Here is a 26,130-nt window from a genome sequence, read left to right on the forward strand (position 1 = left end):
GATGAACCCCTGGGAGAGTACGGCGGCGTGAGGGCAGCGGGACGGGCGGCGTGGGCACGGCTGTGGGATCGCGTCGCGGCGTCCGATCCCGGACTGCTGCGGTTGACGGCCGGGCTGCGGACGGTGGCCTCGATCGCGCTCACGCTTGCCGTGCTCTCCCTGCTGCACGCCTCGGTGCCGCATCTGGTGGCCGGGGCGATGTCGGCGATGGTCTCCACGTTCGCGATCCGCGAGAAGCAGCGCGCGGGGCAGGCGGTGACGCTCGCGCTCGGCCTGCCGGTGGCGCTGGCCTCGGTGTCGCTGAGCGCGCTGCTGAACTCGCGGGTGGTCGCCGGTGACGTCTTCTTCGTCCTGCTGATCTTCGGCGCGGTCTACAGCCGCCGCTTCGGCGACCGGGGCACCGCGCTGGGCCTGATCGGCTTCCAGATCTACTTCCTGTCCCTGTTCATCGGCGCGACCGTCTCCGTACTGCCCCGGCTGTACGGCGTGATCGGAGTGGCCTTCGTGTGCAGCGCGCTGGTGCGGTTCGCGCTGGTGCCGGAGACACCGACGGGGACGCTGGACCGGCTGCGGCGGGCGTTCCGGGCGCGGTTCGCCCAACTGGTCACCGCGCAGCTCGGGTTGCTCGACGCCGGTCCCGACGACATGGAGAAGGCCCTCGACGACGTACGGGAGGGCACCGCGCGGCTGCACGAGACGGCGCTGCTGATCCAGGGCCGGCTGGAGGACGGGACATCGGACGAGGCGGTGGCGCGGCTGGTGCAGCGGCGTATCGCCGACGCGGAGATCGCGGCCGAGCGGCTGGGGCTTCTGCTGCTGACCGCGCGCAGCGCCGAGCGGGGGCACACCCTGACCCTGCATCTGCCGGGCGCGCCCGTCCCGTCGGCCGACCGGCTGCCGGTGCGGGACGGGACGACCGACACCCTGCGCCACGAGCTGGAGGCGCTGCGCCTGCTGGTGCTGCGGCCCGTGGGCGCGGATTCGGGCACCGGGCTGGCCCATGTCCGCAACCGGCTGCTGGGGTATCGCGAGGAGGAGAACCTGCCGCCCGCCCCGGACGCCGTGCAGGACGTGTTCCGGGGCATCGGCGAGGCCGCGCGGGCGGTGCTGGGGCTGCGGATCGCCGTGGACGGTCCGCAGGACGAGTCCGAGGACACACCCGCGACGACCCGCTCGCGCGAGGAGCTGGACGCGGAGGACGCCGCCATCGCGGGCAGCGAGGAGGCCGAGGACGCGGAGCGCACGGGATTGCGGCGGCCGACGACACGCGCTGCCGTACAGGTCGCCGTGGGGTCGTCGCTGGCGATCGTCGGCGGCGAGTTCCTGTCCAGTCAGCGCTGGTACTGGGCGGTGCTGACCTGCTGGATCGTGTTCCTCAACACCTCGTCCACCGGCGAGATCCTGGTCAAGGGCTACCGGCGGCTGCTCGGCACGGTCCTTGGTGTGGTGGCCGGCATCGGGCTCGCGGGGCTGGTCGGGCACCACACGTGGACGGCGTTCGCGCTGGTGCTGCTGTTCATCTTCGCGATGTTCTACACGGCACCGCTGTCCTACACCCTGATGTCCTTCTTCGTCACCGCGATGCTGGGCCTGCTCTACACGCTGCTGCACACCTACAGCGCGTCGGTGCTGGTGCTGCGGATCGAGGAGACGGCGCTCGGCGCGGCCTGCGGGGTGGTCGCGGCGGCGCTGGTGCTGCCGGTGCACACGGACCGCCGTACGAACGAACTGCTCGGGACCGTGCTGGCGCGGCTCACGGATGTCACCGAGGCCGCCGTCGACCAGCTCAGCGGTGGCGCCCCGGCCGAACTCCTCGACAAGGCAAGGGACCTGGACCAGGCGCTGGCCGATCTGAGCGCCTCGACACAGCCGCTGACGCACCCGATCACGCCGTTGCGGGCGCGCCGGGACACCGCGCGGTTCGTCGTCGCGCTCCTGGAGACCTGCGCCTATCACGCGCGGTATCTGGCGGCGACCGCCGAGCTGCTGCCGACGCATCCGTCGATCGCGGCGGATCCGCGACTGCGGGAGGCGGGGCACCGGATCGTGCACAACATCGGGGTCATCGGCGCGCATGTCGCCGACGGGGACGCGGTCGGCGTGATCGAGACCGGGCCGAGCATCGCGTCCCTGCTGCGGCCCGGCACGCCCGGGACTCCGCGCTACGGCCGGGTGACCGACCGCGTGCTGCGGCATCTGCAACGCCTGGACGAGGCCGTGGTCGGTCTGGCCCGCCCGCTCGGTGTGCCGATTCCGGCGCCGGCGAAGTGAACTCCGCGCGCCGGGGGTAGACGTCTGGCATGACTGATGTCGTGGACTCGGGTGAATTGTTGCGGCGCATCCAGCGGGCCCGGGCCTTCGCCGCCCAGGAGGCGCACGCGTGGTCGGAGCAGGGCGACCCCGTACGGGAGGTGGCCTACGAGGCCGTTCTGCGGGTCCTGGACGAGATCGTGGCGCCCGGAAGGCACGCCGCGAAGTGAAACCGGTCACGCGACCGGTTCAGCTGGGTACGAAATGCCCGCTGATGGTTTACGGTTCATTCATACGTGGTCACGGAGTCGACCGTACCGTCCTCCGCCGCCACCGCTTAACGGCCCTGGCTGGTCTCCCCCGTCCAGCCAGGGCTTTTTCATGCCCCGATTCCGGCCCCCGAGGTGCCCGGGACGTCGACAGCGGCTGAAATGGGCGTAGGGAGAATTCCGGAACCGCTGTCGGCGAGGAGCCCCGAGCCATGACCAAAGCGATAAAACTGCTGACCGCCCTGCCCCAGGCCCAGCGCGAACGGCTGATGGAGCTCGCGCAGGAGGTGTCGTTCGCCGAGGATTCCAGGATCTTCGAGGCGGGCGGCACGGCCGACCGTTTCTGGGTGATCCGCTCCGGCGCGGTCTCGCTCGACCAGCGGGTGACACCCCAGCAGCGGGTGACCGTGGGCAGTCTCGGGGCCGGCGACCTGCTCGGCTGGTCCTGGCTTTTCCCGCCGTACCAGTGGGACTTCGGCGCGGAGGCGTTCAGTGCCGTGCGGGCCTACGAGTTCGACGCGGCGGCCGTTCTCGCGCTGTGCGTGGAGGATCCGCTGCTCGGACTCTCCCTGGTACGGATCGTCGCGGAGATCCTCGCGCACCGGCTGGAGCTGACCCGGGGCAAGCTGATGGAGCACTACACGCTCCACGGGCATGCCTGAACGCGGCCTCAGATGCGGTAGCGGCGCAGCGCCGGGACCGCGAAGGCCAGGCTCAGCATGATGACCACGACCAGGATGCCGCCGCCCGCGACCGCCGTGCGGGGGCCGAAGGCCGAGCCCGCCGTGCCGTGCAGGACGTCGGCCAGACGCGGTCCACCCGCGACGACGACGGTGAAGACACCCTGCGTGCGGCCGCGCATCTCGTCGGTGGCGGCGGACAGCAGGATCGCCCCGCGGAACACCATGGACACCATGTCGGCGACCCCGGCGGCGGCCAGGAAGACGACACCGATCCACAGGTTGCTGCTCAGCCCGAACCCGGTGATGGCCGCGCCCCAGGCGACGACCGCGCCGATCACCATCCAGCCGTGCCGCCGCGCCCGCGAGAAGGTGCCGGAGAACAGTCCGCCGACCACCGCCCCGATCGGGATCGCAGCGAACAGCATGCCGAGCGCGAGGCCCTCGCCGTAGGGCGCGTAGGTCTGGGCGGCGAGCTGCGGGAACAGGGCGCGGGGCATGCCGAAGACCATCGCGATGATGTCGGCGAGGAAGGACAGCAGCAGCACCTTGTGCAGCGAGATGTAGCGGAAGCCGGCGGCGACCTCGCGCCAGCCCGCGCGGCGCGGTGTCGCCGACTCCAGGGGCGGCAGCGCGGGCAGCCGGACGACCGCCCAGAGCGTCACGCACAGGGCAAGCGCGTCGATGAGATACAGCTCGGGCAGACCGATGACCGGGATGAGGGCACCGGCGAGGAGCGGTCCGACGACCTGGCCGGTCTGCATCACGGTCGAGCCGAGGGCGTTGGCGGCGGCCAGCTGCTCCGCGGGGACCAGGCGGGCGATGGAGGCGTTGCGGGCGGGCGCGTTGAGGCCCCAGAAGGCCTGCTGCATCGCGAGCAGCAGCATCAGCGCGGCCACCGATTCGAGCCCGGTGACGGCCTGGAGCCAGAACAGCACCGAGGTCACCGCTATGCCGCTGTTGGTGATCAGGAGCAGTTTGCGGCGGTCCATGCTGTCGGCGAGCGAGCCGCCCCACAGCGCGAACACGATGAGCGGCAGCAGGCCCGCCATGCTGGCCGCGCCGACCCAGGCGGAGGAGCCGGTGATGTCGTAGATCTGCTTGGGTACGGCGACGGCGGTGAGCTGGCTGCCGACGGCCGTGACGATGGTCGAGGACCACAGCCGGCGGTAGGCGGGGATGCGCAGTGGGCGGGTGTCCATCGCCCAGCGGCGCCAGCCGCGCCGGGGTCCGGTCGCCGGTTCCGTGTCCTTCGCGGCCTCGGGTTCGGTGCCGCTGTCGGTGCTCTCGCTGGTGTCCACTGGCTTCCTGGTTGCTCGCTACATCTAATCGACCAGGGTTCACTATCGCAGCACCGGCTGTGGTCGCCGAATCCGTGATCTCACGTTCCGCCGACGAGAGTTGCGCCGAGGCCGATCATCGTCGCGGCGACCAGGCCGTCCAGGACCCGCCAGGCCGAGGGCTTGGCGAGGAAGCGGCTGAGCAGACGGGCGCCGAACCCGAGCGCGGTGAACCAGCACACGCTCGCGCACACGGCCCCGAGCCCGAAGGTCCAGCGCAGCGGGCCGCGGTCGGCGGCGATCGAGCCGAGCAGGAACACGGTGTCGAGATAGACGTGCGGGTTGAGCCAGGTCATCGCGAGACAGGTGAGGACGGCCCGGCGGCGCGAGCCGGTCGCCTCGCCCTCCGCGTGGAGAGCGGCGGGGCGGAACATCCGGCGGGCGGCGAGAACGCCGTAGACGAGCAGGAACGCGCCGCCGATCAGGCCGACCGCCCTGAGCGCGCCCGGCCAGGCGACCACGACCGCGCCGACACCGCCGACACCGAGCGCGATGAGGAGGGCGTCGGACAGGGCGCAGATGCCGACCACGGCGAGGACCGCCTCTCGGCGGATGCCCTGGCGCAGGACGAAGGCGTTCTGGGCGCCGATGGCGACGATGAGCGAGAGGCCGGTGCCGAAGCCGGCGGCCGCCGCGGAGAGAGCGTTGGTCACGCCTTCGACGCTAGAGAGACCGGCATCAGGAGTACAGCTAAAGATTCTTACGTAACATTAGCGCTCGTGATGGTTTCGGAGCTGCCCCTCGATCAGGTGCGGACGCTGCTCGCGGTCGTCGACGAGGGCACGTTCGACGCGGCGGCCACCGCCCTGCATGTGACGCCCTCGGCGGTCAGCCAGCGGGTGAAGGCCCTGGAGCAGCGCACCGGCCGGGTCCTGCTGCTGCGCACCAAACCGGTGCGGACGACCGAGTCCGGTGATGTGGTCGTGCGCTTCGCCCGCCAACTCGCCCGCCTGGAGCGGGACGCGCGCGCCGAGCTGGGGATGAGTGGGGTCGGTGAACCGACCCGGGTGTCGATCGCGGTCAACGCGGACTCCCTGGCCACCTGGTTCCTGGGCGCACTCACCCGCGTTTCGCGCGATGTGCCGGTCTGCTTCGAACTCCGCCGCGAGGACGAGGACCATACGGCGGCTCTGCTGCGCGAGGGGCTGGTGATGGCGGCGGTGACCTCGTCGCCGGACGCCGTGCCGGGTTGTTCGGTGCGGGCACTGGGGCGGATGCGCTATCTCCCGGTGGCGAGCCCGGAGTTCAGGGACACATGGCTCGCGGGTGCGTTGCGGGACACTCTGCCCGAGGCACCGGTGGTGACCTTCGACCGGCTGGACGACTTCCAGGACACCTTCGTACGGCGGCTGCGGCGCGGGGAGGGCGGGGCGAGTGCGGTACGGCATCTTGTGCCGACCTCTGAGGGGTTCGTCGCGTCCGTCGCCGCGGGGCTGGGGTGGGGCATGGTGCCCGAGATGCAAGCCGAATCGCTGCTGCGTGCGGGCGAGTTGGTGAACCTCGCGCCCGCGCGGGCGGTCGATGTACCGCTGTACTGGCAGCAGTGGAAGCTGGATTCGCCGGCGTTGGCCGCGGTGGCCGATGCGGTGGCCGCCAGGGCGGCGGGGGCTCTGCGTTAGGTGGGGTCGTCGGTCGTCTGCTGCGCCGTCGTGGCTGGTCGCGCAGTTCCCCGCGCCCCTTTGGGGCGCACCTGTCGAACCGGTGACAATTGGGCTGCCGCGCTGTCCAACAGCATCTCCAAGGCCGTCGGGTAGGCGCTCTGGACCATGTGGGTCGCCAGGAGCGGGGCCGCCTCCGCGATGCGCGGGTGGGTGGTGCGGGGCAGGCGCGCGTAGGTCGAGAGCCACATGTCCTCGTCCGCCCGAAGGGACTCGCTCGGCAGGGCCAGGGACGCCGCGTCCAGGGCGGCGAAGGCCAGGGTCTGGTCGATGAACGCGTGGTAGATCCGGACGGTGTCCGGGAGCGGGAGGCCGGCCGTGCGCAGGACGTCGAGTACGGCCTCGTCGGCGGCCAGTTCGTTGGCGCGGCCGGTGACGCGGCTCGCCGTGAGCTGGGCGGCCTGTGGGTGGGCGACGTACGCGGCGTGGATGCGCAGGCCGATCGCGCGCAGGTCGGCCCGCCACTCCCCCGTCGGCTCCCAGCCGCGCAGCGCCTGCCCGACCAGGGCGTCGCCGATCGCCAGGGTCAGCTCGTCCATGCCCCGGAAGTAGCGGTAGAGGGTGCTGGGGTCGGCGTCGAGAGCGAGTCCGAGGCGGCGGGCGGTCAGGCCCGCGCTGCCGTGTTCGCGGAGCATGCGCAGGGCCGTGTCGACGATCAGCTGCTCGGACAGGACGGTGCCGCTCTTCGTGGGACGGCGCCGTCGCCGCTTCTCCTCCGGCACCACCTGTTTCGGCATCGCGGCCTCCTCGTACACCCTTATGCCAACGCCATTGACCTTATCCGGAGGACCGGCGTTGTATCACCGGTGAGATATCGGCACTGAAGGAGTTCTTGCCATGCGTGTACTGCTCGTGGGAGCCGGTGGTGTGGGTGGTGCGATCACCCGGATCGCGGCCCGGCGTCCGTTCTTCGACGCGATGGTGGTCGCCGACTACGACCTGTCCCGGGCGGAGGCGGCGGTCGCCGCGCTCGGGGACGGGGGCGCCCGGTTCCGCGCCGAGCGGCTGGACGCCAACGACGAGAAGGCCGTCGTCGCTGCGCTGCGCGCGCACGAGTGCGACGTGCTGCTCAACGCGACCGACCCGCGCTTCGTCCTCCCCCTCTTCCGCGCGGCTCGGGCCGCCGGGGCGAACTACCTCGACATGGCGATGTCGTTGTCGCGGCCGCATCCGGACCGGCCGTACGAGGAGTGCGGGGTCAAGCTCGGCGACGCGCAGTTCGAGGACGCGGCCGAGTGGGAGAAGGCGGGCGCGCTGGCCCTCGTCGGAATGGGCGTGGAGCCGGGGCTCTCGGACGTTTTCGCGCGGTACGCCGCCGACGAACTCTTCGACGAGATCGAGGAGATCGGCATCCGCGACGGCGCCAACCTCACCGTCGACGGCTACGACTTCGCACCCTCCTTCTCCATCTGGACCACGATCGAGGAGTGCCTGAACCCGCCGGTCGTCTACGAGGCCGACCGCGGCTGGTTCACCACGGAACCGTTCAGCGAGCCCGAGGTGTTCGACTTCCCCGAGGGCATCGGCCCGGTCGAGTGCGTGAACGTGGAGCACGAGGAGGTGCTGCTCGTCCCGCGCTGGGTCGACGCGAAGCGGGTCACCTTCAAGTACGGGCTCGGCAACGAGTTCATCGAGACCCTGAAGACCCTGCACCTGCTGGGCCTCGACCGCACCGAGCCGGTCACCGTGCCGAGTGCGGCGGGCCCCGTCGCCGTGTCGCCGCGCGATGTCGTCGCCGCCTGTCTGCCCGACCCCGCGACCCTGGGCGACCGTATGCACGGCAAGACCTGCGCGGGTACGTGGGTGCGCGGCACGAAGGACGGGGCGCCGCGCGAGGTGTACCTCTACCACGTGGTCGACAACCAGTGGTCGATGGCGGAGTACGGCTCCCAGGCCGTGGTGTGGCAGACCGCGATCAACCCGGTGATCGCCCTGGAGCTGCTGGCCACGGGCGCGTGGACCGGCTCGGGTGTGCTGGGCCCGGAGGCGTTCCCGGCCGGCCCGTTCCTGGACCTGCTGACCGAGTACGGGTCGCCGTGGGGCCTGCGCGAGCAGTGACCCTGCTCAACTCCCTTCGGGCGAGGGCGAGTCGGGAAGCTTCAGGGTGAACGTGGAGCCGGTGCCGGGTGTGCTCGCCGCCTCGACCGTGCCGTCGTGGGCGGCGGCGAGGTCGCGGACGATGGACAGGCCGAGGCCGCTGCCTCCGGTGCGGCGGCTGCGGGACTGGTCGGCGCGCCAGAACCGTTCGAAGACGTGCGGGAGGTCCTCGGGCGCGATGCCGGTACCGGTGTCGGTGACGGTCAGGACGGCCCGGTCGCCCTCACGCCACGCGGTCAGGGTCACCGTGCCGTCGACGGGTGTGTGGCGCAGCGCGTTGGACACGAGGTTGCCGAGCACCTGGCGCATGCGGACGGGGTCCGCGTCCAGCCAGAGGGTGCGGTCCGCCTTGGTGAGCAGGACGACCCCGGCCGTGTCGGCGGTGACCCGGTACGCGGCGGCGACCTGGTCGAAGAGGTCCTCGACGCGCACGGGTTCGCGGTGCAGCCGCAGGGTCCCGGCGTCGGCGGCGGCGAGGTCCTGGAGGTCGTCGATGACGCGCTGGAGGACCATCGCCTCCTCGTGCAGGGAGCCGAGGAGCGCCGGGTCGGGTTCGACGAAGCCGTCCCGGGTGACCTCCAGCCAGCCCCGGATGTTGGTGAGCGGGCTGCGCAGTTCATGGGCGATGTCGCTGACCATGGCCTTGCGCTGGACCTCCATGCGTTCGCGGCGATCGGCGAGGTCGTTGAAGGCCTCGGCCAGGATGCCGGTCTCGTCCCGGGTCTTCACCGGCACCCGGACGTGCAGTTCCGGCGGCTGCTGGGCCGCCTCGGTCAGCACGCGCAGGGGCCGTACCAGGCGGGTGGCGACCACGGCCGTCACCAGGACGGTGAGTGCCAGCACGGCCGCCGCCGCGCCGACGACCTTCGTCTTGTTCGCCGGGGAGACGTCGAAGCGGGGTGCGGTGGTGTCGCCGCCGCCCAGGAACAGTTCGGCCACCGGCGCGACGTATGGCTCGAGTTGGGCGCGGCGGGCGGTGTCGGTGCAGGCCTCCGCCTTCTGGGTGTAGGCCGCGTCGCCCAACTTGGTGTACGCGCCCGTGACGTAGCGGGAGCCGAGGTTCTTGTCGAAGACGTCGACGCCGAAGTACGGGATCGCAAGGTTCAGGCCTTCCTTCTGGTAGCAGGGACGGGCGCGCGCGATCAGGTCCTTCAGCGCCTTGCTCTCGGTGACGGTCGGGGTGTTGAGCTTCCCGTCGGCGCACTGCTCGGGCACATGGTTGTTGGCGTCGTCGCCGTTCCCGTCGGTGAGGACGGGACGGCCGCTCGGTGTCATCGTGATGGTCGTGTCGATCCGGGCCCGGGCGTAGCACGCCTGCCGTTCCTTGGCCAGCGCCTCCAGTTGGGCCCGCTCCTTGACGGGCAGCCGATAGGGCCCCACGACCCGGGGGTCGATGCCGCTGAGCTGAGCGCCGGGTTGCGTGTACGTGTCGGTGTGCAGCGGGTCGACGTTCGCGGCGGGACGGGGCGGCAGTGAGGTGCCGTGCGGCGCGGAGTCGGCGACGAGGGTGCGGTCGGAGGTGGTGAGGGCGATGCGGCGGCCCATCTTCTTCGACAGGGCGACGAGCGTGGGCCGTACGCCCTTCCATTCGGGGTGGGTCGCCGCGTAGCCGCTGAGCTGGGCGAGGATGCGCATGTCGTCGGCGAGGTCCTGGCCCTGTTCCTCGCGGATGGCCCGGGTGGTGGTCTCCACCGCGAGCCAGGCGGTCGCCCCGACCGAGCAGAGGGCGATCAGCACGGTGGCGACGAGCAGCCGGACCAACAGCCGCTTGCGCAGCGGTATCCGGGGCCTCACGCGCGACCGCCGCGCAGCTTGTAGCCGACGCCGAACACGGTCAGCAGCCGGGCCGGTTTGCGTGGGTCGGGCTCTATCTTCCGGCGCAGGTTCATGATGTGGACGTCGACGGCCCGTTCCGTGGACGCCCGGTCCAGGCCCCTGGTGTACTGCAACAACTGCCGTCGGGAGAAGACCCGTTCGGGCTCGGCGGCCATCGCGAGCAGGATCTCGAACTCGGCCGGCGTGCAGTCCACCGGTGCCCCGTCGCAGCGCACCTCGTGCCGCGCGGGATCGACGGAGAGGCCCGCCGCCCGTACGACGGTGTCCTCCTGTCTGCTCTCGGCGGTACGGCCGCTGCGCCGCAGGACCGTGCGGATGCGGGCCATCAGTTCGCGCGGGCTGTAGGGCTTGGTCATGTAGTCGTCGGCGCCGAGTTCCAGGCCGAGCAGGACGTCGTCCTCGGTGGAGCGGGCGGTCAGCATCAGGACGGGGATGTCGTCCTCGCGCAGCGCCCGGCACACGCCGAAGCCGTCGATCACGGGCAGCATGAGGTCGAGCACCACGAGGTCGGGTCGCAGTGTCCGGGCCTCGGCGATGGCGGCGCCCCCGTCGTGGACCACGGTCGCGGTGTGGCCTTCGGTCAGCAGGGAGCGTCGTATCAGCTCGGCCTGCATCTCGTCGTCCTCGGCGACCAGCACATGTGCGCACATTGGGCGGATCCTAGGCGGTCAGTGCGAGAGGGACGCGGCGTCGCCCATGACGACGACGGGGTGGCGGGCGGGGTCGAGAGTGCGCAGCAGTTCCTTCATGTGGTCCTCGGCGATGCTGACGCAGCCGTGGGTGGGGCCGCCGTGGTCGACGTGGATCCAGATGCCGCCGCCCCGCGAGGCGCCGAGGGGGCGGGTCCAGTCGAGGGGGGAAGTGCCGGGCTGCCGGTTGTAGTCGATGGCGATCACGTAGTCGAAGGACCCGGCGAGCGACTCGCCCTCGAAGCCGGTGCCGGGCGAGACGAAGCCCGACCCCTGGTCGTACGACAGCTTGGTGCCGGGGTCCTTGAGGAGTCCGCCCGCGTCCGTGAGCGAGTAGACACCGATCGGTGAGCGCAGGTCGCCGGCCATGTGGTGGTTCGACCAGCCTCTGAGCGCGTTGTGCGCGGCCCAGCTCGCGGTCCGCTGCCAGCCGTCGTCGGTGCGCTCGTACAGGGCGAGCGTGGAGACGGAGGAGTTCGCGCCCCGGCCGGTCACCAGGACGACCTGCTCGGTGCCGGCCGGTATTCGGGCGAGCGTCTTGGGCCCCACGCCCGGGAGTTGGCGGGGTGCGGCCTCGGCGGATATCGCGGAGGAGGGCGAGTCCGGAGGCGTGGAGGGAGCGGGAGGAGCGGCGGACACGTGGTCCGTCGCCGCCACCGCACCGCCGCCGCATCCCGTGAGCAACAGGGACACGGCGACGAGTGCGACCGGGGACATACGAGTGATCATGGGTCGACGATGACCGACACATGTGAGGAACTCGTCAGCTCCCAGGCCGTGTCCGCAAAGTCCCGTCGTCCGCCCGGAGGGCGGGCCCTGCGGCGTCCGGTGCGTGCTCTCGGCGTGCCGGGCGGAAGCCCTCGTACTGGGTGTACGTGGGCTTTCGCCCGGTGCGGCGAGAGTGCGTGCCGGGCGTCGCGGGGCGGGCGGGACTTTGCGGACGCGGCCTAGGGCTTGGCCGGCTTGCCCTTCGTGTAGAGCCAGGTGTGGAACAGAACGTCCAGTTTCTTCCCGGACTTCTGCTCCGCGAGGCCGATGAACTGTGCGGTGGTGCCGTGCCCGTAGCGGTGTCCGCCGGCCCAGGCGCGCAGGATCGCGAAGAAGGTCTTGTCGCCGACGGCAAGGCGCAGTTCGTGCAGTGCCATGGCCCCGCGGGCGTAGACCGGCGTGCCGAAGATGTTGGCGCCGCTGCCCGGGTCGCCGGGCGGGAACGCCCACAGGTCGTCGGTCGCCGCGCGGGCGTACAGCGCGTCGAAGGTCTGCTGGGCGGTCTTTCCGCCGTGCTGCTCGCTGTAGAGCCACTCCGCGTAGGTGGCGAAGCCCTCGTTGAGCCAGATGTCCTTCCAGCTGGTGAGGGAGACGGAGTCCCCGAACCACTGGTGGGCGTTCTCGTGCACGAGGGTGCTGAGGTCCGGCGCCGAGTCGTAGATCGGCCGCCCCTGGGTCTCCAGGGCGTAGCCGACGTCCGGGGCGTGGTCGACGATCGACCCGGCCGAGCGGAACGGGTACGGGCCGAACAGCTTGCTCTCCCACTCCAGGACGGAGGGCAGCTTCTTGAGCACGGGCGCGGCGGCGGTGGCCTCGCGGGGATCGACGGCGTTGTACACCTTGACCCCGTCCTTGGTGGTGTACTGCTCGACCTTGAACTTCCCGACCGTCGCGGTGGCGAGGTAGGCGGCCATCGGCTCGGGCGCGTGCCAGCGGAACGTGGTCTTCCCGTGCGCCGTCTTCTGGCCCAGGAGAACGCCGTTGGCGACCGCGGTGCGTCCCTGCGGGACGGTGATCGTGAAGTCGTACGACGACTTGTCCTTGGGGTGGCTGTTCGCCGGGAACCAGGTCATCGCGCCCTGCGGTTCGCCCGCCACGAAGGCGCCGTCGTCGGTGGCGATCCAGCCGTCCGCCGAGCCGTCCGGGTCGGTGACCTGCTTGGGGACGCCGTGGTAGGTGACGGCGATCTGGAACTCCTGGCCCTTGCGCAGTGCCTTGTGCGGGGTGACGACGAGTTCCTGTCCGTCGCGGCGGAAGCCGGCCTTGACGTGGTCGACGGTCAGGCCGGTGATCGTCAGGCCCTTGAAGTCGAGGTCGAAGCGGGTGAGTTTCTCGGTGGCGCGGGCGGTGAGGACCGCCTTGCCGTCGAGCCGGCGGCTCGCCGGGTCGTAGCTGAGCGTCAGGCCGTAGTGGGCGACGTGGTAGCCGCCGTTGCCGGAGAGCGGGAAGTACGGGTCGCCCACGCCGGACGAGCCGATCGTGGTGGCTCCGGCCGGCGCTGCGGCGGCGAGCAGGGCCGCGACGGCGACGGGGACGGTGGCCACGACGGCGCTGCGGCGGAGGACGGCGGTGCGTCTTGTGGACGGCTGCCGGAGGTGCGTCACATGCGCTCCTACAGAGTGAGGGGTGATCATTCGTCTCAGAGACTAGGCGGCCCGCCCCCTCGGAATCCCTCATGTGCGGGTCAAGTTACGCCGCGTCGCCCCCGCGCCGGGTGTGTCCCCGGACGTAGGCTCGCGGGCATCACCACCGCCCGAGGGAGCCCGCCCGTGACCGTACGCGTGCGCCGTGTCTACGATCCGCCCGAGCCGGAGGACGGCGTCCGCGTCCTGGTCGACCGGCTGTGGCCGCGCGGCCTGTCCAAGGACGCGGCCCGCGTCGACGAGTGGCCCAAGTCCCTGACCCCGTCGAACGAACTGCGCCGCTGGTACCACGCGGGCGAGGGGTCGTACGAGGAGTTCAGCGGTCGCTACGAGGCGGAACTCACCGATCCCGAAGCGGCCGAACTCCTGCACACCTTGCGGAACTTGGTCCGCATGGGGCCGGTGACGTTGCTGACGGCGGTGAAGTTGCCGCAGGAGAGTCACGCGGCGGTGCTGGCCCGCCTCCTCGACAGCTGATCGGCTGAGGAGACGGGCCGTGGCCTCCGGTCAGGCGGTCTGCTTCGCCGCCGCGCGGCCCGCGGCGCGGCCGGAGAAGAGGCAGCCGCCGAGGAAGGTGCCTTCGAGGGCGTTGTAGCCGTGCACGCCACCGCCGCCGAAGCCGGCCACCTCGCCCGCCGCGTACAGTCCGCCGATCGGCTTGCCGTCGGCGGCCAGGGCGCGTGAGTCCAGGTCGGTCTGGATGCCGCCGAGGGTCTTGCGGGTCAGGACGTGCAGCTTGACGCCGATGAGGGGGCCGGCGGCCGGGTCGAGGATGCGGTGCGGGGTGGCCACGCGGCCCAGGCGGTCGCCGATGTAGCGGCGGGCGTTGCGGATGCCCTGGATCTGGGAGTCCTTGCTGTACGGGTTGGCGATCTGGAGGTCGCGGGCCTCGATCTGGCGGCGCAGCACGGCCGCGTCGAGAAGCGGTTTGTCGGTCAACTGGTTCATTTTCTCGACCAGTTGCTCCAGGTTGCCGGCGGTCACGAAGTCCGCGCCCTTGCGCAGGAAGGCGTCCACCGGGCCGGGCGCGCCCTTGCCGAGCAGGCGGTCGCGAAGGACGGCCTTCTTGTCCTTGGCGGTGATGTCGGGGTTCTGCTCGGAGCCAGAGAGCGCGAACTCCTTCTCGATGATCTTCTGGGTGAGGATGAACCAGGAGTGGTCGTGGTCCGCCAGGTCCGCTGTCGTCCGCAGGTACTTGAGGGTGTTGAGGGTGTCGTAGCCCGGCAGGCACGGGTCGGGCAGGCGGCGGCCGAGGGCGTCGAACCACAGGGAGGACGGGCCGGGCAGGATGCGGATGCCGTGGCCGGGCCAGACCGGGTTCCAGTTCTGCAGGCCCTCGGTGTAGTGCCACATGCGGTCGCGGTTGACCAGTCGTACGCCCGCCTCGGCGCTGATGTCGAGCATCCGGCCGTCGACGTAGGCGGGGACGCCGGTGACCATCTCGGCGGGCGGGGTGCCGAGACGCTCGGGCCAGTAGCGGCGGACGATGTCGTGGTTGGCGCCGATGCCGCCGGTGGTGACGACGACGGCCTGCGCGGTGAGTTCGAACTCGCCGATGGCCTCGCGGCTGGAGGAGACTCCGCGCGGCGAGTCGTCCTCGGCGAGGACCGTGCCGCGTACGCCGCGTGCCTCGCCCTCCGTGACGACCAACTCGTCCACCTGGTGGCGGTGGTAGAAGGTGAGGAGGCCGTCGCGGGCGGCCTGCTTCGCGTAGTTCACGAAGGGTTCGACGACTCCGGTGCCGGTGCCCCAGGTGACGTGGAAGCGCGGGACGGAGTTGCCGTGTCCGTGGGCGCGCAGGTCGCCGCGTTCGGCCCAGCCGACGGTGGGCAGCAGCTTGATGCCGTGGCCGTCGAGCCAGGTGCGCTTCTCGCCGGCCGCGAACTCGACGTAGGCGCGCGCCCAGCGCACCGCCCAGGAGTCCTCGTCGTCGACGCGGTCGAAACCGGCGCTGCCCTGCCAGTCGCTCCAGGCCAGGTCGAAGGAGTCCTTGATGCCGAGGCGGCGCTGTTCCGGGGAGTCGACGAGGAACAGCCCGCCGAAGGACCAGAACGCCTGCCCGCCGAGGTTGGCGGCGTTCTCCTGGTCGACGAGCGCGACCCGGCGTCCCTGGCTGGTCAGTTCATGGGCCGCGACCAGACCGGCCAGACCGGCTCCGACGACGATGACGTCCGCATCCATGGCGACCGTTGCCTTTCTCATTCGGGGGCGCGGCTGCCGTCGGTCAGCAGCGCGGTGAGGAGTTGCTTGAGCCAGACGCGGGCGTGCTCCACGTCCTTGTCCAGGAGGAGTTGGGTGGTGACGCCGTCGTACGCTGCGACGACGGCGTACGCCGCCGCGTCCAAGTCGCCCAGTACGGCGGGGAGTTCGGCGAGGCCTCGGGCGCGGGCGAGGCGGTGCGCGATGGCCCCGCGCAGCCGGGCCCGGTGTCCCAGCAGAGTCTGTGCCACGGCGGGGTCGCGGGCCGCGTGCACCAGGAAGTCGGTCTTCACCAGGAGCCAGTCCAGGTCGAGGAGCAGCACGTCGGTAACGCGGTCCACGGCGGCGGGGACGTCGAGGTCGGGGCCGTCGAGGGCGAGCGCGCCGGCCACCTGCTCGGCGATCAGGTCGGCGCGCTCCTGGTAGAGCGCGAAGAACAGCCCGTCCAGGCTGTCGAAGTTCGAGTAGAAGGCTCCCCTGCTGTAGCCGGCGGCCTCGCAGACCTCCTCGATGGAGACCCGGCCGAAGCCTTTCGCGGCGAACACGGCGAACGCGGCGTCCAGCAGATTGGCGCGCGTGCGCACCCGGCGCCTGGTCACCCGCTTGGCCGTCGCCTCCGCCACCATGCCCGGACCTCCGCGTCCCGATGTTCGATACGCGAATGTATCCGATACACCGATGTATCGAAAGAGCCGCGTTCGCATGGGAACAGATATTCGAATAAGGGGTACGCTGGTCCCATGACCGCGCACCACCTCCAGGGCTCCCTCTTCGACCAGACCGACCGGCTCCGCCTCGGCCCCCTCCACGGGATCCGCCGTACCACGCTGGGTCTCGGCGCCTGGATCGACGTGCTGCCCGGGTGGCTGAGCGGCGCCGACGCCCTGTTCGAGGAGCTGGCCGCCGGGGTGCCCTGGCGCGCCGAGCGGCGTCAGATGTACGACCAGGTCGTGGCCGTACCCCGGCTGCTGGCCTTCTACGGTGCGGACGACGCGCTGCCGCATCCGGTGCTGGCCGAGGCCCGGGACGCGCTCTCGGCGTACTACACAAGGGAGTTGGGTGAGCCCTTCACCACGTCCGGGCTGTGCTACTACCGCGACGGCCGGGACAGTGTCGCCTGGCACGGCGACCGGATCGGGCGGGGTGCCCGGGTGGACACGATGGTGGCGATCCTCTCCGTGGGCGCGCCCCGCGACCTGCTGCTGCGTCCGCTGCGCGGCGGCGCGTCGGTGCGGCACGCGCTGGGGCACGGCGATCTGATCGTGATGGGCGGCTCCTGCCAGCGGACCTGGGAACACTGCGTCCCCAAGACCACCCGAGCCGCGGGACCGCGCATCAGTGTGCAGTTCCGCCCGGACGGCGTGCGCTGAGGCGGAGAGGCGGCCGCTTCGGACGCGCGCGGGGGTCGCCTCCGGCGGACGGTGCCGGAGGCGGCTTCCCCCGCGCGCGCCAGGACTCCACGCGTCTGGTTGGCTGGATCCCGAACGATTGGCCGGATCCGAACAGCACCACCAGGCAAGGAACGATCATGCGGGCAGAAGTACGCCAAGTCGCCGACGCCGTCTACCTCGTGCACGGCAGCAACACCAACTGGGTGATCCTCACCGACGGCGACACGGCCACACTGGTGGACACCGGCTATCCCGGGGACCGCGGGCTCGTGCTCGACTCCCTTGAGCAGGTGGGGAGTTCGGCCAAGGCAGTCACGGCGGTGCTCCTCACCCACGCCCACAACGACCACCTCGGCTCGGCGGAGTACCTGCACAGCGCCCACGGCACGCCCGTCTACGCGCACGAGGCCGAAGTGCCGCACGCCCGCCGGGAGTTCCTCCAGCAGGTGACCCTGGGCGACGTGCTGAAGAACGCCTGGCGTCCCGGTGTCCTGCCGTGGGCGGTGCACACGATCCGCGCCGGAGGCATGGAGCAGCATCCGGTCGCCGCGGCCGAGGCGTTCCCGGCCGGGGACGGTCCGCTCGACCTGCCCGGCCGGCCCGTCCCCGTGCACACCCCCGGCCACACGGACGGGCACTGCGTGTTCCACCTCCCGGACAGCGGGATCGTGATCTCCGGGGACGCCCTGGTCAGCGGCCATCCGACCTCACGGGCCAAGGGGCCGCAGCTGCTGCCCGGCATGTTCCACCACGAGCGCGAGCGTGCCGTCGCCTCGCTGGACGTCCTCGAAGCGCTCGACGCCGACACCCTGCTGCCCGGCCACGGCCCCGTGCACACCGGTCCGATCCGTGAGGCGACACAGCGCGCCCGCGAACTCGCGTTCTAGGGTCACCTCATGGCACTGCAGATCAACGCAACCAACCCCGAGCATCCGGTGCTCCTGCTGGAGCTGCCCTGGGACGTTCCGCTGGAGGAGTGGCCCGACGAATACCTGGTGCCGCTGCCGCGCGGCATCTCCCGGCACGTCGTGCGCTACGCCCGCGCCGGCAGCGAGGTCATAGCCGTCAAGGAGCTGGCGGAGCGGCCCGCGCTGCGCGAGTACGAGCTGCTGCGCGACCTGGACCGGCTCGGCATCCCCGCCGTCGACCCACTCGCCGTGGTCACCGGGCGTGCCGACACGGCCGGCGAGCCGCTGGAACCGGTGCTGATCACCCGGCACCTGGGCGGCTCGATGCCGTACCGCTCGATGTTCGAGACGACGCTCCGGCCGGCCACCATGCACCGGCTGATGGACGCGCTGGCCGTGCTGCTGGTGCGGCTGCACCTGGCCGGGTTCGCCTGGGGCGACTGCTCGCTGTCCAACACGCTGTTCCGGCGGGACGCGGGCGCCTACGCCGCGTATCTCGTGGACGCCGAGACCGGCGACCTGCACGCGCGCCTGAGCGACGGGCAGCGGGAGTACGACCTCGATCTCGCCCGCGTGAACATCAGCGGGGAACTGCTCGACCTGGAGGCGTCCGGGGCGCTGCACCCGTCCGTCGACCCGATCGAGTTCGGCATGGAGATCTGCGCCCGCTACCAGGGGCTGTGGGAGGAGCTGACCCGCGTCTCGGTGTATCCGGCGGGCAAGTACCACTTCATCGAGCGCCGGATCCGGCGGCTCAACGAACTCGGCTTCGACGTGGCCGAGATGCAGATCGAGCACTCCTCGAACGGCGACACGGTCACCTTCGTGCCGAAGGTCGTCGACGCGGGCCACCACCAGCGCCAACTGCTGCGCCTGACCGGCCTGGACGCCGAGGAGAACCAGGCGCGGCGGCTGCTCAACGACCTGGAGTCCTGGATGGCCACCCAGGACGACTACGCCCCGGGCGACCCCCTCGCCGCCCGGCCCGAGGTGCTCGCGCACCGGTGGGTGCGGGACGTGTTCCGGCCCACCGTGCGGGCCGTGCCGCTGGAGCTGCGCGGTTCGATGGACTCGGCCGAGATCTACCACGAGCTGCTCGAACACCGCTGGTACCTGGCCGAGCGGGCGCAGCACGACATCGATCTGGACACGGTGGTCGAGGACTACATCACCAACATCCTGCCGAAGGTCCGCGAGAACCTGGAGCCCGCCTCGGCGGAGTAGGGCCTGTCCGGCGGATCAGGTCGCAGGAAATCCGCGGTGCCTGATTGGCGCCGGTGAGCGGGGGTTGGTGCGTGCGGCTGCAGGGCGGAGGAGGGCGGCGACGCGGTCGGGGCACCTCCGGGCCGAAGGCTGGGGGACGTCGGCAACCGACGACAACGCCGCTGGGGCCCCACGCCTTTAAGGCAGTGGAGGAGTGCGTGCCAACCCCCTGCGTCTGAGGCGGCATGATCCGCCGGACAGGCCCTGGCGGGATCAGCCCGTGCCGGGCGCCGCCGTCGTCCCCCGGACCACGAGTCGCGGCGCGACGACCTGCTCGCCGTCCGGTACGGCCTCGCCGTCGAGGCGGGCGATGGCGCGGCCGACAGCGAGTTCCGCGAGGCGGGGGACGTCCTGGGCGACGGTGGTGAGGTCGATGTGGGCGAGCCGGGACAGGCTGGTGTCGTCGAAGCCGACCACGGAGATCTCGCCGGGGACGGCGACACCGGCCCTCAGGAAGGTGTCGAGGACGCCCGTGGCACAGCGGTCGTTGAAGGCGAGGACCGCGCTGGGCCGGGGTTTCTCCGCGAGCAGGGTTCGGGCGGCCCGGGCGCCGTCGTCCTCGGTGAGCCCGCCGGGCAGGACGTGGATGTGTTCGTCGAGGCCGTGGCGGTGCATCGCGGTGCGGTAGCCGCGGCGGCGGTCGGCTGCGCCCGGTGCCCGGCCGCCGTCGATGTGGGCGACGGCGCGGTGGCCGAGTGCCACCAGATGCTCGACGGCCTGGCGGGCGCCCTCCTCGTCGGCGGTGCGGACGACGTCCACAGCCGGCGGGGCGGGCCGCAGCCGCCGGGCCACCGACACGACCGGGACCTGGGTCGCGAGGTGCGCGAGGCGGGCGACCGGGACCTCGGGGCCCAGCAGCACCAGCGCCTCGCAGCGGTCGGCGAGCAGCGCCTCCACGGCCTGCCGCTCACCGCGCGTGGGCGCCACCGCGCTGAGGGCCACCTGATAACCGGCGGGCTCGGCGGCTGCGTAGATGCCCTCCACCAGGTCGGTGTGGAAGGGGTGGCGCAGTCCGAACTGCACGCCGAGCAGGCGTGAGCGGTTGCTGCGCAGCACCCTGGCCCGGGTGTCGGGCCGGTAGCCGATCTCCTCGGCGGCCTTGAGCACCCGCTCGCGGGAGGCGGCGCTCGCACCGTAGGCCCCGCGCATCACGATCGAGACCAGCGCGACGGAGACTCCCGCCCGGGCCGCGACATGGGCCAGGGTGGGCCGCCTGCCGTCGGGGACCTCGGGGGTGGCCGGCACGGATGTCCTTACGGTCGGAGGGGTACGGTCGCGGATCGTCACCTGCCGGGATCCTAGCTGTTCGAGAGGGTTCTGTAACGTTCTAGAAGCATCCCAAGCGAAGCCTTGACACACGCATCCGGCAGTGGCGTACTACCGCCATCTAGAACGTTCTAGATGCGCAGCTGGAAGGGCGAGCGATCATGTACACGTTGGCGGTCTGTGCCGAGATGGTCTTCCGGGACCTGCCGATCCACGAGCGGGCGCGGCGCATCCACGAAGCCGGTTTCCAGGTCGAGATCTGGGACTGGACCCGGCACGACCTGGACGCGCTCACCCGCACCCCGGCCGAGTTCTCGTCGATGACGGGCTACGTCCGGGGCAGTCTCACCGACGAGGCGGGCGCCGCCGAACTCCTGCGCACCGCCGAGGAGTCGGTCAAGGCCGCCGATCAACTCGGCTGCCCGCGCCTGAACCTGCACGGCACGGGCCTCAACTCCGAGGGCCTGCCGGTGGTTCCGGTGCGCGGTGAACCCACGGGACCGATGTGGATCGCCGCCCACCGCACCCTGACCCGCCTCGCCGAACTGGGCGAGAGCGCCGGGGTCACCTTCACACTGGAGAACCTCAACTCCGCGGTCGACCACCCGGGCGTCCCGTTCGCGACGGCCGCCGACACCCTGGCCCTGGTCAAGGCGGTGAACCGCCCCGGCCTGCGGATGAACCTGGACCTCTACCACGCGCAGATCGGCGAGGGAAACCTCATCGAACTCGTCCGCAAGGCACACGGGTTGGGCCTGATCGGCGAGATCCAGGTGGCGGACGTACCCGGCCGCCAGGAGCCCGGCACCGGCGAGATCAACTACCCGGCCATCGCCCGCGCCCTCGCCGACATCGGCTACGACGGCACGGTCGCGATGGAGGCCTGGGCCTCGGACGACGACAGCGAACGCGCCCTGGACCGCTTCCGCAAGGCGTTCACGGTCTGACCCGGAAGACTCCTGACGGAGCGTCAGAAACCTTCTGTCGACGGCACCACCGCCACCGGGCACCCCGCGTGGTGCAGCACCCCGTGCGCGACCGAACCGATCCGCGCGCCCACCGCCGTACGGTGGGCGCGCCGTCCGACGACCATCAGCTGTGCCCGCCCCGCCACCGAGAGCAGCACCTGCCCCGCGCTGCCCATCTCGATGTGCTCGACGACGGGGACATCGGGGAAGCGCTCCCGCCACGGCTCCAGCGCCTCGGCGAGGGCCTTCTGCTCGTACGGCTCCAGCCCGCCGGCCTCGTCGAGGAGCTTCATGGAGCCCGGGCTGTAGGCGAACACGGGCGGCAGGGTCCACGCCCGCACGGCCCGCACGGTGGCCCCACGCGCCGCCGCCGTCCCGAAGGCGAAGCCGAGCGCGGCGGCACTGTCCTCGGGGTCCCCCTGCTGCCCCACGACGATCTCGCGCCCGCCGGCCTCCCCCGACGCCTCGTCCCCGGCGCGCACCAGCACCACGGGCCGTACGGCGTCGGCGATCACCTGCTGCCCGACGGACCCGAGCAGGAAGCCCACGACGGCCCCGTGCCCGCGCGAACCGAGGACCAGAAGCTCGGACTCGGCAGCCGCGGCGGTCAGGGTGGCGACGGGATCGCCCTCCAGGACATCGGTGGTCACGTCCAGGTCCGGGTGACGTTCGGCGAGTGCCCGGGCGGCCTCGTCCGCCGCGTCCCGCACCCAGCGGTCCTGGGTCTCCCGGTCCCCGGTGTCGAGGGCGTGGTGCTCCTCGTACCGCCACACATGCGTCACGCGCAGCGCCAGCCCCCGCCGTACGGCCTCCCGGCCCGCCCAGGCGAGCGCGGCGAGACTCTCCGCCGATCCGTCGACCCCTGCCGTGATCGGGCGTGTCATTCCGTGGCCTCCCTGTGGTGCGGTCACCTGCGTCGGGCCCAGTCTTCACTACCCTGCGCGCATGACCTTGGAGTGGGAGCAAGTGGTCGTGGACGCGGCCGATCCCGTCGCGCTGGGACGCTGGTGGGCCGAGGCGCTCGGCTGGGCGGTGGTGGGCGAGGCCCCGGACGAGTTCGAGATCCGCCCGGAGCCGGAACGCCTCCCCGGGCTGCTGTTCGTGCCGGTGCCCGAGCGCAAGACGGTGAAGAACCGGCTGCACCTGGACTTCCGTCCCGCCGACCAGGAGGCCGAGGTGAGCCGGCTGCTGGCCCTGGGCGCGCGGACCGTGGACATCGGGCAGGGCGAGCAGTCGTGGGTGGTGCTGGCGGATCCGGAGGGAAACGAGTTCTGCGTGTTGCGCCCCCGGAGCCGCTGAGCCGCCCGTCTCGGGCGTAGCGGAGCGCACCGGGGCGATCGAACATACGATGATGGGGAGCCGGCGCGGTGACAACGGCGCCGCCGTGCCGTGAAGCCGACCACTCGGGGTGGGAGACGTATGGCACAGGCCGCCGAATCCGCGCGGACCGTCATCATGACCGTGGACGACGATCCGGGAGTTTCCCGTGCGGTCGCCCGTGACCTGCGGCGGCGCTACGGCGAGTCGTACCGGATCGTGCGGGCGGAGTCGGGCGAGTCCGCGCTCGACGCGCTGCGCGAGCTGAAGCTGCGCGGGGATCTCGTCGCGGTGATCCTGGCCGACTACCGCATGCCGCAGATGAACGGCATCGAGTTCCTGGAGCAGGCCCTCGATGTGTACCCCGGTGCGCGACGGGTGCTGCTGACCGCGTACGCGGACACGGACGCGGCGATCGACGCGATCAACGTCGTGGACCTCGACCACTATCTGCTGAAGCCCTGGGACCCGCCCGAGGAGAAGCTCTACCCGGTCCTCGACGACCTCCTGGAGGCGTGGCGGAACAGCGACTACCGGCCCGTGCCCGCCACGAAGGTGGTCGGGCACCGCTGGTCGGCGCGTTCCTCGGACGTGCGGGAGTTCCTGGCTCGCAACCAGGTGCCGTACCGCTGGTACTCGGCGGACAGTCCGGAGGGGCTGCGGCTGCTGTCGGCCGCCGGGGAGGACGGGCAGCGGCTGCCGCTCGTCGTCACCGCCGACGGGTCGGTGCTGGTCGAGCCGGAGGCACCCGAGCTGGCCGCCGAGGTGGGGCTCGCGACCACACCGACGGCCGACTTCTACGACCTCGTGGTCATCGGCGGCGGTCCGGCCGGGCTCGGCGCGGCCGTGTACGGGGCCTCGGAGGGGCTGCGGACGGTTCTTGTGGAGCGGTCCGCCACCGGTGGGCAGGCCGGGCAGAGTTCGCGGATCGAGAACTACCTCGGCTTCCCGGACGGTGTGTCCGGGGCTCAACTCACCGACCGGGCAAGGCGGCAGGCCACCAAGTTCGGCGCCGAGATCCTCACCGCGCGCGAGGTCACGGGGCTGGAGGCCAACGGGTCGGCCCGGGTGGTGCACTTCGCGGACGGTTCGGCCGTAGCCGCGCACGCCGTGATCCTGGCGACCGGGGTGTCGTACCGGCAGCTGGAGGCGCCCGGCACGCCCGATCTGACGGGGTGCGGGGTCTACTACGGCTCGGCGCTGACCGAGGCCGCCTCCTGCCAGGGGCACGACGTGTACATCGTCGGCGGCGCCAACTCGGCGGGCCAGGCGGCGATGTACCTGGCCCGGGGCGCCAAGTCGGTGACGCTGCTGGTGCGCGGGTCCTCGCTGGCCGCGTCGATGTCGTACTACCTGATCCAGCAGATCAACGAGGCGGAGAACATCTGCGTGCGCACCGGCACCGTCGTCGACGCGGCGCACGGCAGCGACCATCTGGAGCAGCTCACCCTGCGCGACACGGAGAGCGGGGCGACCGAACTCGTCGACGCGCAGTGGATGTTCGTGTTCATCGGCGCGGCCCCGCTGACCGACTGGCTGGACGGCGCGGTGCTGCGCGACGAGCGCGGGTTCATCCTGGCCGGGCCCGACCTCAGCGCGGACGGGAAGCCGCCCGCGGGCTGGGAGTTGGACCGGGCGCCGTACCACCTGGAGACCAACATTCCCGGCGTGTTCGTGGCGGGCGACGCGCGCGCCGAGTCCGCGAAACGCGTCGCGTCCGCCGTCGGAGAGGGAGCCATGGCCGTGATGCTCGTCCACCGCTACCTGGAGCAGTCATGAGCGGAAAGGTGCTGCCCTGCAGCCCGCAGGAGATCGGCACGCTGTTCCTGTTCGAGAAGCTGACGCCGGAGCAGCTCGGCCGGCTGTGCTGCGACGGTCAGGTGGAGCAGTTCGAGGCCGGGCCCGTCTACACCGAGGGTGATCCCGCCACCTGCTTCTACGTCATGATCGAGGGCACCGTGGTGCTCTCGCGCCGGGTCGGCGAGGACGATGTGGAGGTCGCGCGGACCTCGCAGCGCGGCGTCTACACGGGCGCGATGCAGGCCTACATCGGGGACCGGGTGCAGCAGGTGTACCTCAACTCGATGCGGGTGACCGAGACGACGCGGTTCTTCGTGCTGCCCGCCGAGACCTTCGCGGCCATCATGAGCGAGTGGTTCCCGATGGCGGTCCATCTGCTGGAGGGACTCTTCTTCGGCCAGAAGAGCAGCCAGTTGGCGATCAGCCAGCGCGAACGGCTGCTGGCGCTGGGCTCGTTGTCGGCCGGGCTCACGCACGAGCTCAACAACCCCGCCGCCGCTGCCGTCCGGGCCACCTCGACGCTGCGGGAGCGGGTGGCGAAGATGCGGCACAAGCTGCGCGTCATCTCCTCCGGCCCGTACTCGCGCGAGGACCTCGCCAACCTCATCGACATCCAGGAACGCACGGCCGAACGGGTCGCCAAGGCACAGACGTTGAGCCCGCTGGAGGCCTCGGACCGTGAGGACCAGCTCACGGACTGGCTCGACGACCACGGCGTCACGGAGTCCTGGCAGATCGCGCCGACGTTCGTACAGGCCGGTCTCGACGTCGAGTGGCTGGACCAGGTCGCGGCGGCCGTGGACGAGGAGATCCTGCCGGGCGCGATCGGCTGGCTCAACTACACGGTCGAGACAGAGCTGTTGATGACGGAGATCGAGGACTCCACGACCCGCATCTCCAACCTCGTGGGCGCCGCCAAGCAGTACTCGCAGCTGGACCGCGCGCCCTACCAGGTCGCCGATGTCCACGAACTCCTCGACAGCACACTGCTGATGCTCGGCGGGAAGGTCGGCGACCGCATCAAGGTCGTGAAGGAGTACGACCGTTCGCTCCCGAAGATCCCGGCCTATCCGGCGGAGCTCAACCAGGTGTGGACGAACCTGATCGACAACGCGGTCTCCGCCATGAACAGCACGGGCGGGGAAGGCACGTTGACCGTGCGGACGGCGCTGGTGCGCGACCAGCTGATGGTGGAGTTCCGTGACACGGGGCCCGGTGTGCCGCAGGAGATCCGGAGCCGTATCTTCGATCCGTTCTTCACCACCAAGCCGGTGGGCGAGGGCACGGGCCTCGGTCTCGACATCTCCTGGCGGATCGTCGTGAACAAGCACCACGGCACGCTTCAGGTGGAGTCGGTACCGGGCGACACCCGCTTCCAGGTCCTGCTCCCCCTCACCGCCGCCGACAACGAGACGCCCGAGGAGTCCGCATGAACGACATCACCGGAATCGACACCGGCGTGCCGCCGAGCGGCGCGGGCTGCGTGGAGTGCGACGCGGCCCAGGGCTGGTGGTTCCACCTCCGGCGGTGCGCGCAGTGCGGTCACGTCGGGTGTTGCGACGACTCCCCCGCCAAGCACGCCACGGCCCACTACCAGTCCACGGGCCACCCGTTCATCCAGAGCTACGAGCCGGGCGAGGAGTGGTTCTGGAACTTCAGCACCTCCGAGCTGTACGACTCCGGCCCCGAGCTCACCGCCCCGGTGAGCCACCCCAAGGACCAGCCGGTGCCGGGTCCGGCGGGACGCGTGCCGGCGAACTGGGCCGAGACCCTGCGCTGAACCGGACC

25 protein-coding genes are annotated in these 26,130 nt (G+C 71.4%); 14 read left to right on the forward strand and 11 right to left on the reverse strand.

The features are described from left to right. Nucleotides 1-27: 27 nt before the first annotated feature. From ACQHII_RS03265 to ACQHII_RS03275, 3 genes are all read left to right on the forward strand, one after another. Nucleotides 28-2,271: an FUSC family protein gene (locus ACQHII_RS03265; protein WP_427917752.1), complete on the forward strand. Its 2,244-nt coding sequence runs from the start codon at nt 28-30 to the stop codon at nt 2,269-2,271. A 29-nt stretch (nt 2,272-2,300) separates the two neighbouring features. Next, nucleotides 2,301-2,480: a hypothetical protein gene (locus ACQHII_RS03270; RefSeq protein WP_019069241.1), complete on the forward strand. Its 180-nt coding sequence runs from the start codon at nt 2,301-2,303 to the stop codon at nt 2,478-2,480. A gap of 251 nt (nt 2,481-2,731) precedes the next feature. After that, on the forward strand, nt 2,732-3,181 hold the full coding sequence (locus ACQHII_RS03275; RefSeq protein WP_019069240.1) for a cyclic nucleotide-binding domain-containing protein: 450 nt from the start codon (nt 2,732-2,734) through the stop codon (nt 3,179-3,181). Nucleotides 3,182-3,189: 8 nt separating this feature from the next. Here the strand turns inward: ACQHII_RS03275 and ACQHII_RS03280 are convergent, their stop codons facing one another. Further along, nucleotides 3,190-4,500: an MFS transporter gene (locus tag ACQHII_RS03280; RefSeq protein ID WP_427917753.1), complete on the reverse strand. Its 1,311-nt coding sequence runs from the start codon at nt 4,498-4,500 to the stop codon at nt 3,190-3,192. A gap of 80 nt (nt 4,501-4,580) precedes the next feature. Beyond that, nucleotides 4,581-5,192, reverse strand: a complete 612-nt coding sequence (locus tag ACQHII_RS03285; protein WP_427917754.1) for a LysE/ArgO family amino acid transporter — start codon at nt 5,190-5,192, stop codon at nt 4,581-4,583. A 69-nt stretch (nt 5,193-5,261) separates the two neighbouring features. On the opposite strand from ACQHII_RS03285, the gene ACQHII_RS03290 reads away from it, so the two are divergent. Further along, nucleotides 5,262-6,158 (forward strand): LysR family transcriptional regulator ArgP, encoded by an 897-nt coding sequence (locus ACQHII_RS03290; protein ID WP_427925215.1) that lies wholly within the window; start codon nt 5,262-5,264, stop codon nt 6,156-6,158. On the opposite strand, the gene ACQHII_RS03295 is transcribed toward ACQHII_RS03290, so the two are convergent. Further along, nucleotides 6,155-6,934, reverse strand: coding sequence for a TetR/AcrR family transcriptional regulator (locus tag ACQHII_RS03295; protein WP_427917755.1), 780 nt, complete (start codon nt 6,932-6,934; stop codon nt 6,155-6,157). The genes ACQHII_RS03290 and ACQHII_RS03295 overlap by 4 nt on opposite strands. Before the next feature lie 100 nt (nt 6,935-7,034). Between ACQHII_RS03295 and ACQHII_RS03300 the strand changes: the two genes are divergently transcribed. Then, entirely contained in the window at nt 7,035-8,255 is a 1,221-nt protein-coding gene (locus ACQHII_RS03300; protein WP_427917756.1) for a saccharopine dehydrogenase family protein, read from the forward strand. A gap of 6 nt (nt 8,256-8,261) precedes the next feature. Here ACQHII_RS03300 and ACQHII_RS03305 read toward each other — a convergent pair whose 3' ends face one another. The 4 genes from ACQHII_RS03305 to ACQHII_RS03320 all read right to left on the reverse strand — a co-directional run bounded on the left by ACQHII_RS03305 (nt 8,262) and on the right by ACQHII_RS03320 (nt 13,191). Then, on the reverse strand, nt 8,262-10,088 hold the full coding sequence (locus ACQHII_RS03305; protein WP_427917757.1) for a HAMP domain-containing sensor histidine kinase: 1,827 nt from the start codon (nt 10,086-10,088) through the stop codon (nt 8,262-8,264). Next, nucleotides 10,085-10,780, reverse strand: a complete 696-nt coding sequence (locus tag ACQHII_RS03310) for a response regulator (RefSeq protein WP_427917758.1) — start codon at nt 10,778-10,780, stop codon at nt 10,085-10,087. The genes ACQHII_RS03305 and ACQHII_RS03310 overlap by 4 nt, the downstream gene beginning before the upstream one ends. 18 nt (nt 10,781-10,798) lie before the next feature. Then, nucleotides 10,799-11,548, reverse strand: a complete 750-nt coding sequence (locus ACQHII_RS03315) for a L,D-transpeptidase family protein (RefSeq protein WP_427917759.1) — start codon at nt 11,546-11,548, stop codon at nt 10,799-10,801. A 218-nt stretch (nt 11,549-11,766) separates the two neighbouring features. Beyond that, a complete protein-coding gene (locus ACQHII_RS03320) occupies nt 11,767-13,191 on the reverse strand; it encodes a M1 family metallopeptidase (RefSeq protein WP_427917760.1) in 1,425 nt (474 codons plus the stop codon). Between the two features lie 165 nt (nt 13,192-13,356). Here ACQHII_RS03320 and ACQHII_RS03325 point away from each other — a divergent pair, with 165 nt between their 5' ends. Further along, nucleotides 13,357-13,707: a DUF488 domain-containing protein gene (locus tag ACQHII_RS03325; protein WP_427917761.1), complete on the forward strand. Its 351-nt coding sequence runs from the start codon at nt 13,357-13,359 to the stop codon at nt 13,705-13,707. Between the two features lie 30 nt (nt 13,708-13,737). Here the strand turns inward: ACQHII_RS03325 and ACQHII_RS03330 are convergent, their stop codons facing one another. Then, nucleotides 13,738-15,411 carry an FAD-binding dehydrogenase gene (locus tag ACQHII_RS03330; protein ID WP_427917762.1) on the reverse strand — a complete coding sequence of 558 codons (1,674 nt, stop codon included), beginning with the start codon at nt 15,409-15,411 and terminating at the stop codon, nt 13,738-13,740. A gap of 17 nt (nt 15,412-15,428) precedes the next feature. Further along, nucleotides 15,429-16,055, reverse strand: coding sequence for a TetR/AcrR family transcriptional regulator (locus tag ACQHII_RS03335; RefSeq protein ID WP_019069228.1), 627 nt, complete (start codon nt 16,053-16,055; stop codon nt 15,429-15,431). 114 nt (nt 16,056-16,169) lie between these two features. Here ACQHII_RS03335 and ACQHII_RS03340 point away from each other — a divergent pair, with 114 nt between their 5' ends. The 3 genes from ACQHII_RS03340 (at nt 16,170) to ACQHII_RS03350 (ending at nt 18,952) form a co-directional block, all read left to right on the forward strand. Continuing rightward, complete coding sequence (locus ACQHII_RS03340) at nt 16,170-16,799, forward strand: alpha-ketoglutarate-dependent dioxygenase AlkB (RefSeq protein ID WP_427917763.1); 630 nt, start codon at nt 16,170-16,172, stop codon at nt 16,797-16,799. A gap of 158 nt (nt 16,800-16,957) precedes the next feature. Further along, nucleotides 16,958-17,707 carry an MBL fold metallo-hydrolase gene (locus ACQHII_RS03345; RefSeq protein WP_427917764.1) on the forward strand — a complete coding sequence of 250 codons (750 nt, stop codon included), beginning with the start codon at nt 16,958-16,960 and terminating at the stop codon, nt 17,705-17,707. A gap of 9 nt (nt 17,708-17,716) precedes the next feature. Next, nucleotides 17,717-18,952, forward strand: coding sequence for a DUF4032 domain-containing protein (locus ACQHII_RS03350; protein ID WP_427917765.1), 1,236 nt, complete (start codon nt 17,717-17,719; stop codon nt 18,950-18,952). A gap of 252 nt (nt 18,953-19,204) precedes the next feature. Here ACQHII_RS03350 and ACQHII_RS03355 read toward each other — a convergent pair whose 3' ends face one another. Beyond that, the gene (locus ACQHII_RS03355) at nt 19,205-20,236 is read right to left on the reverse strand and encodes a LacI family DNA-binding transcriptional regulator (RefSeq protein ID WP_427917766.1); all 1,032 of its coding nucleotides are present in this window, start codon (nt 20,234-20,236) and stop codon (nt 19,205-19,207) included. A 182-nt stretch (nt 20,237-20,418) separates the two neighbouring features. Here ACQHII_RS03355 and ACQHII_RS03360 point away from each other — a divergent pair, with 182 nt between their 5' ends. Next, a complete protein-coding gene (locus tag ACQHII_RS03360; protein ID WP_427917767.1) occupies nt 20,419-21,204 on the forward strand; it encodes a TIM barrel protein in 786 nt (261 codons plus the stop codon). A gap of 23 nt (nt 21,205-21,227) precedes the next feature. Here the strand turns inward: ACQHII_RS03360 and ACQHII_RS03365 are convergent, their stop codons facing one another. After that, nucleotides 21,228-22,109, reverse strand: coding sequence for a universal stress protein (locus tag ACQHII_RS03365; RefSeq protein WP_427917768.1), 882 nt, complete (start codon nt 22,107-22,109; stop codon nt 21,228-21,230). 61 nt (nt 22,110-22,170) lie between these two features. Between ACQHII_RS03365 and ACQHII_RS03370 the strand changes: the two genes are divergently transcribed. The 4 genes from ACQHII_RS03370 to ACQHII_RS03385 all read left to right on the forward strand — a co-directional run bounded on the left by ACQHII_RS03370 (nt 22,171) and on the right by ACQHII_RS03385 (nt 26,122). Then, entirely contained in the window at nt 22,171-22,524 is a 354-nt protein-coding gene (locus ACQHII_RS03370) for a VOC family protein (protein ID WP_427917769.1), read from the forward strand. A 120-nt stretch (nt 22,525-22,644) separates the two neighbouring features. Further along, nucleotides 22,645-24,321: an FAD-dependent oxidoreductase gene (locus tag ACQHII_RS03375; protein WP_427917770.1), complete on the forward strand. Its 1,677-nt coding sequence runs from the start codon at nt 22,645-22,647 to the stop codon at nt 24,319-24,321. Beyond that, nucleotides 24,318-25,775 carry an ATP-binding protein gene (locus ACQHII_RS03380; RefSeq protein WP_427917771.1) on the forward strand — a complete coding sequence of 486 codons (1,458 nt, stop codon included), beginning with the start codon at nt 24,318-24,320 and terminating at the stop codon, nt 25,773-25,775. The genes ACQHII_RS03375 and ACQHII_RS03380 overlap by 4 nt, the downstream gene beginning before the upstream one ends. Continuing rightward, complete coding sequence (locus ACQHII_RS03385; protein WP_427917772.1) at nt 25,772-26,122, forward strand: UBP-type zinc finger domain-containing protein; 351 nt, start codon at nt 25,772-25,774, stop codon at nt 26,120-26,122. The genes ACQHII_RS03380 and ACQHII_RS03385 overlap by 4 nt, the downstream gene beginning before the upstream one ends. Nucleotides 26,123-26,130: the final 8 nt, after the last annotated feature.

The organism is Streptomyces sp. cg40, assembly GCF_050320165.1.
Taxonomy (GTDB): domain Bacteria; phylum Actinomycetota; class Actinomycetes; order Streptomycetales; family Streptomycetaceae; genus Streptomyces; species Streptomyces hokutonensis.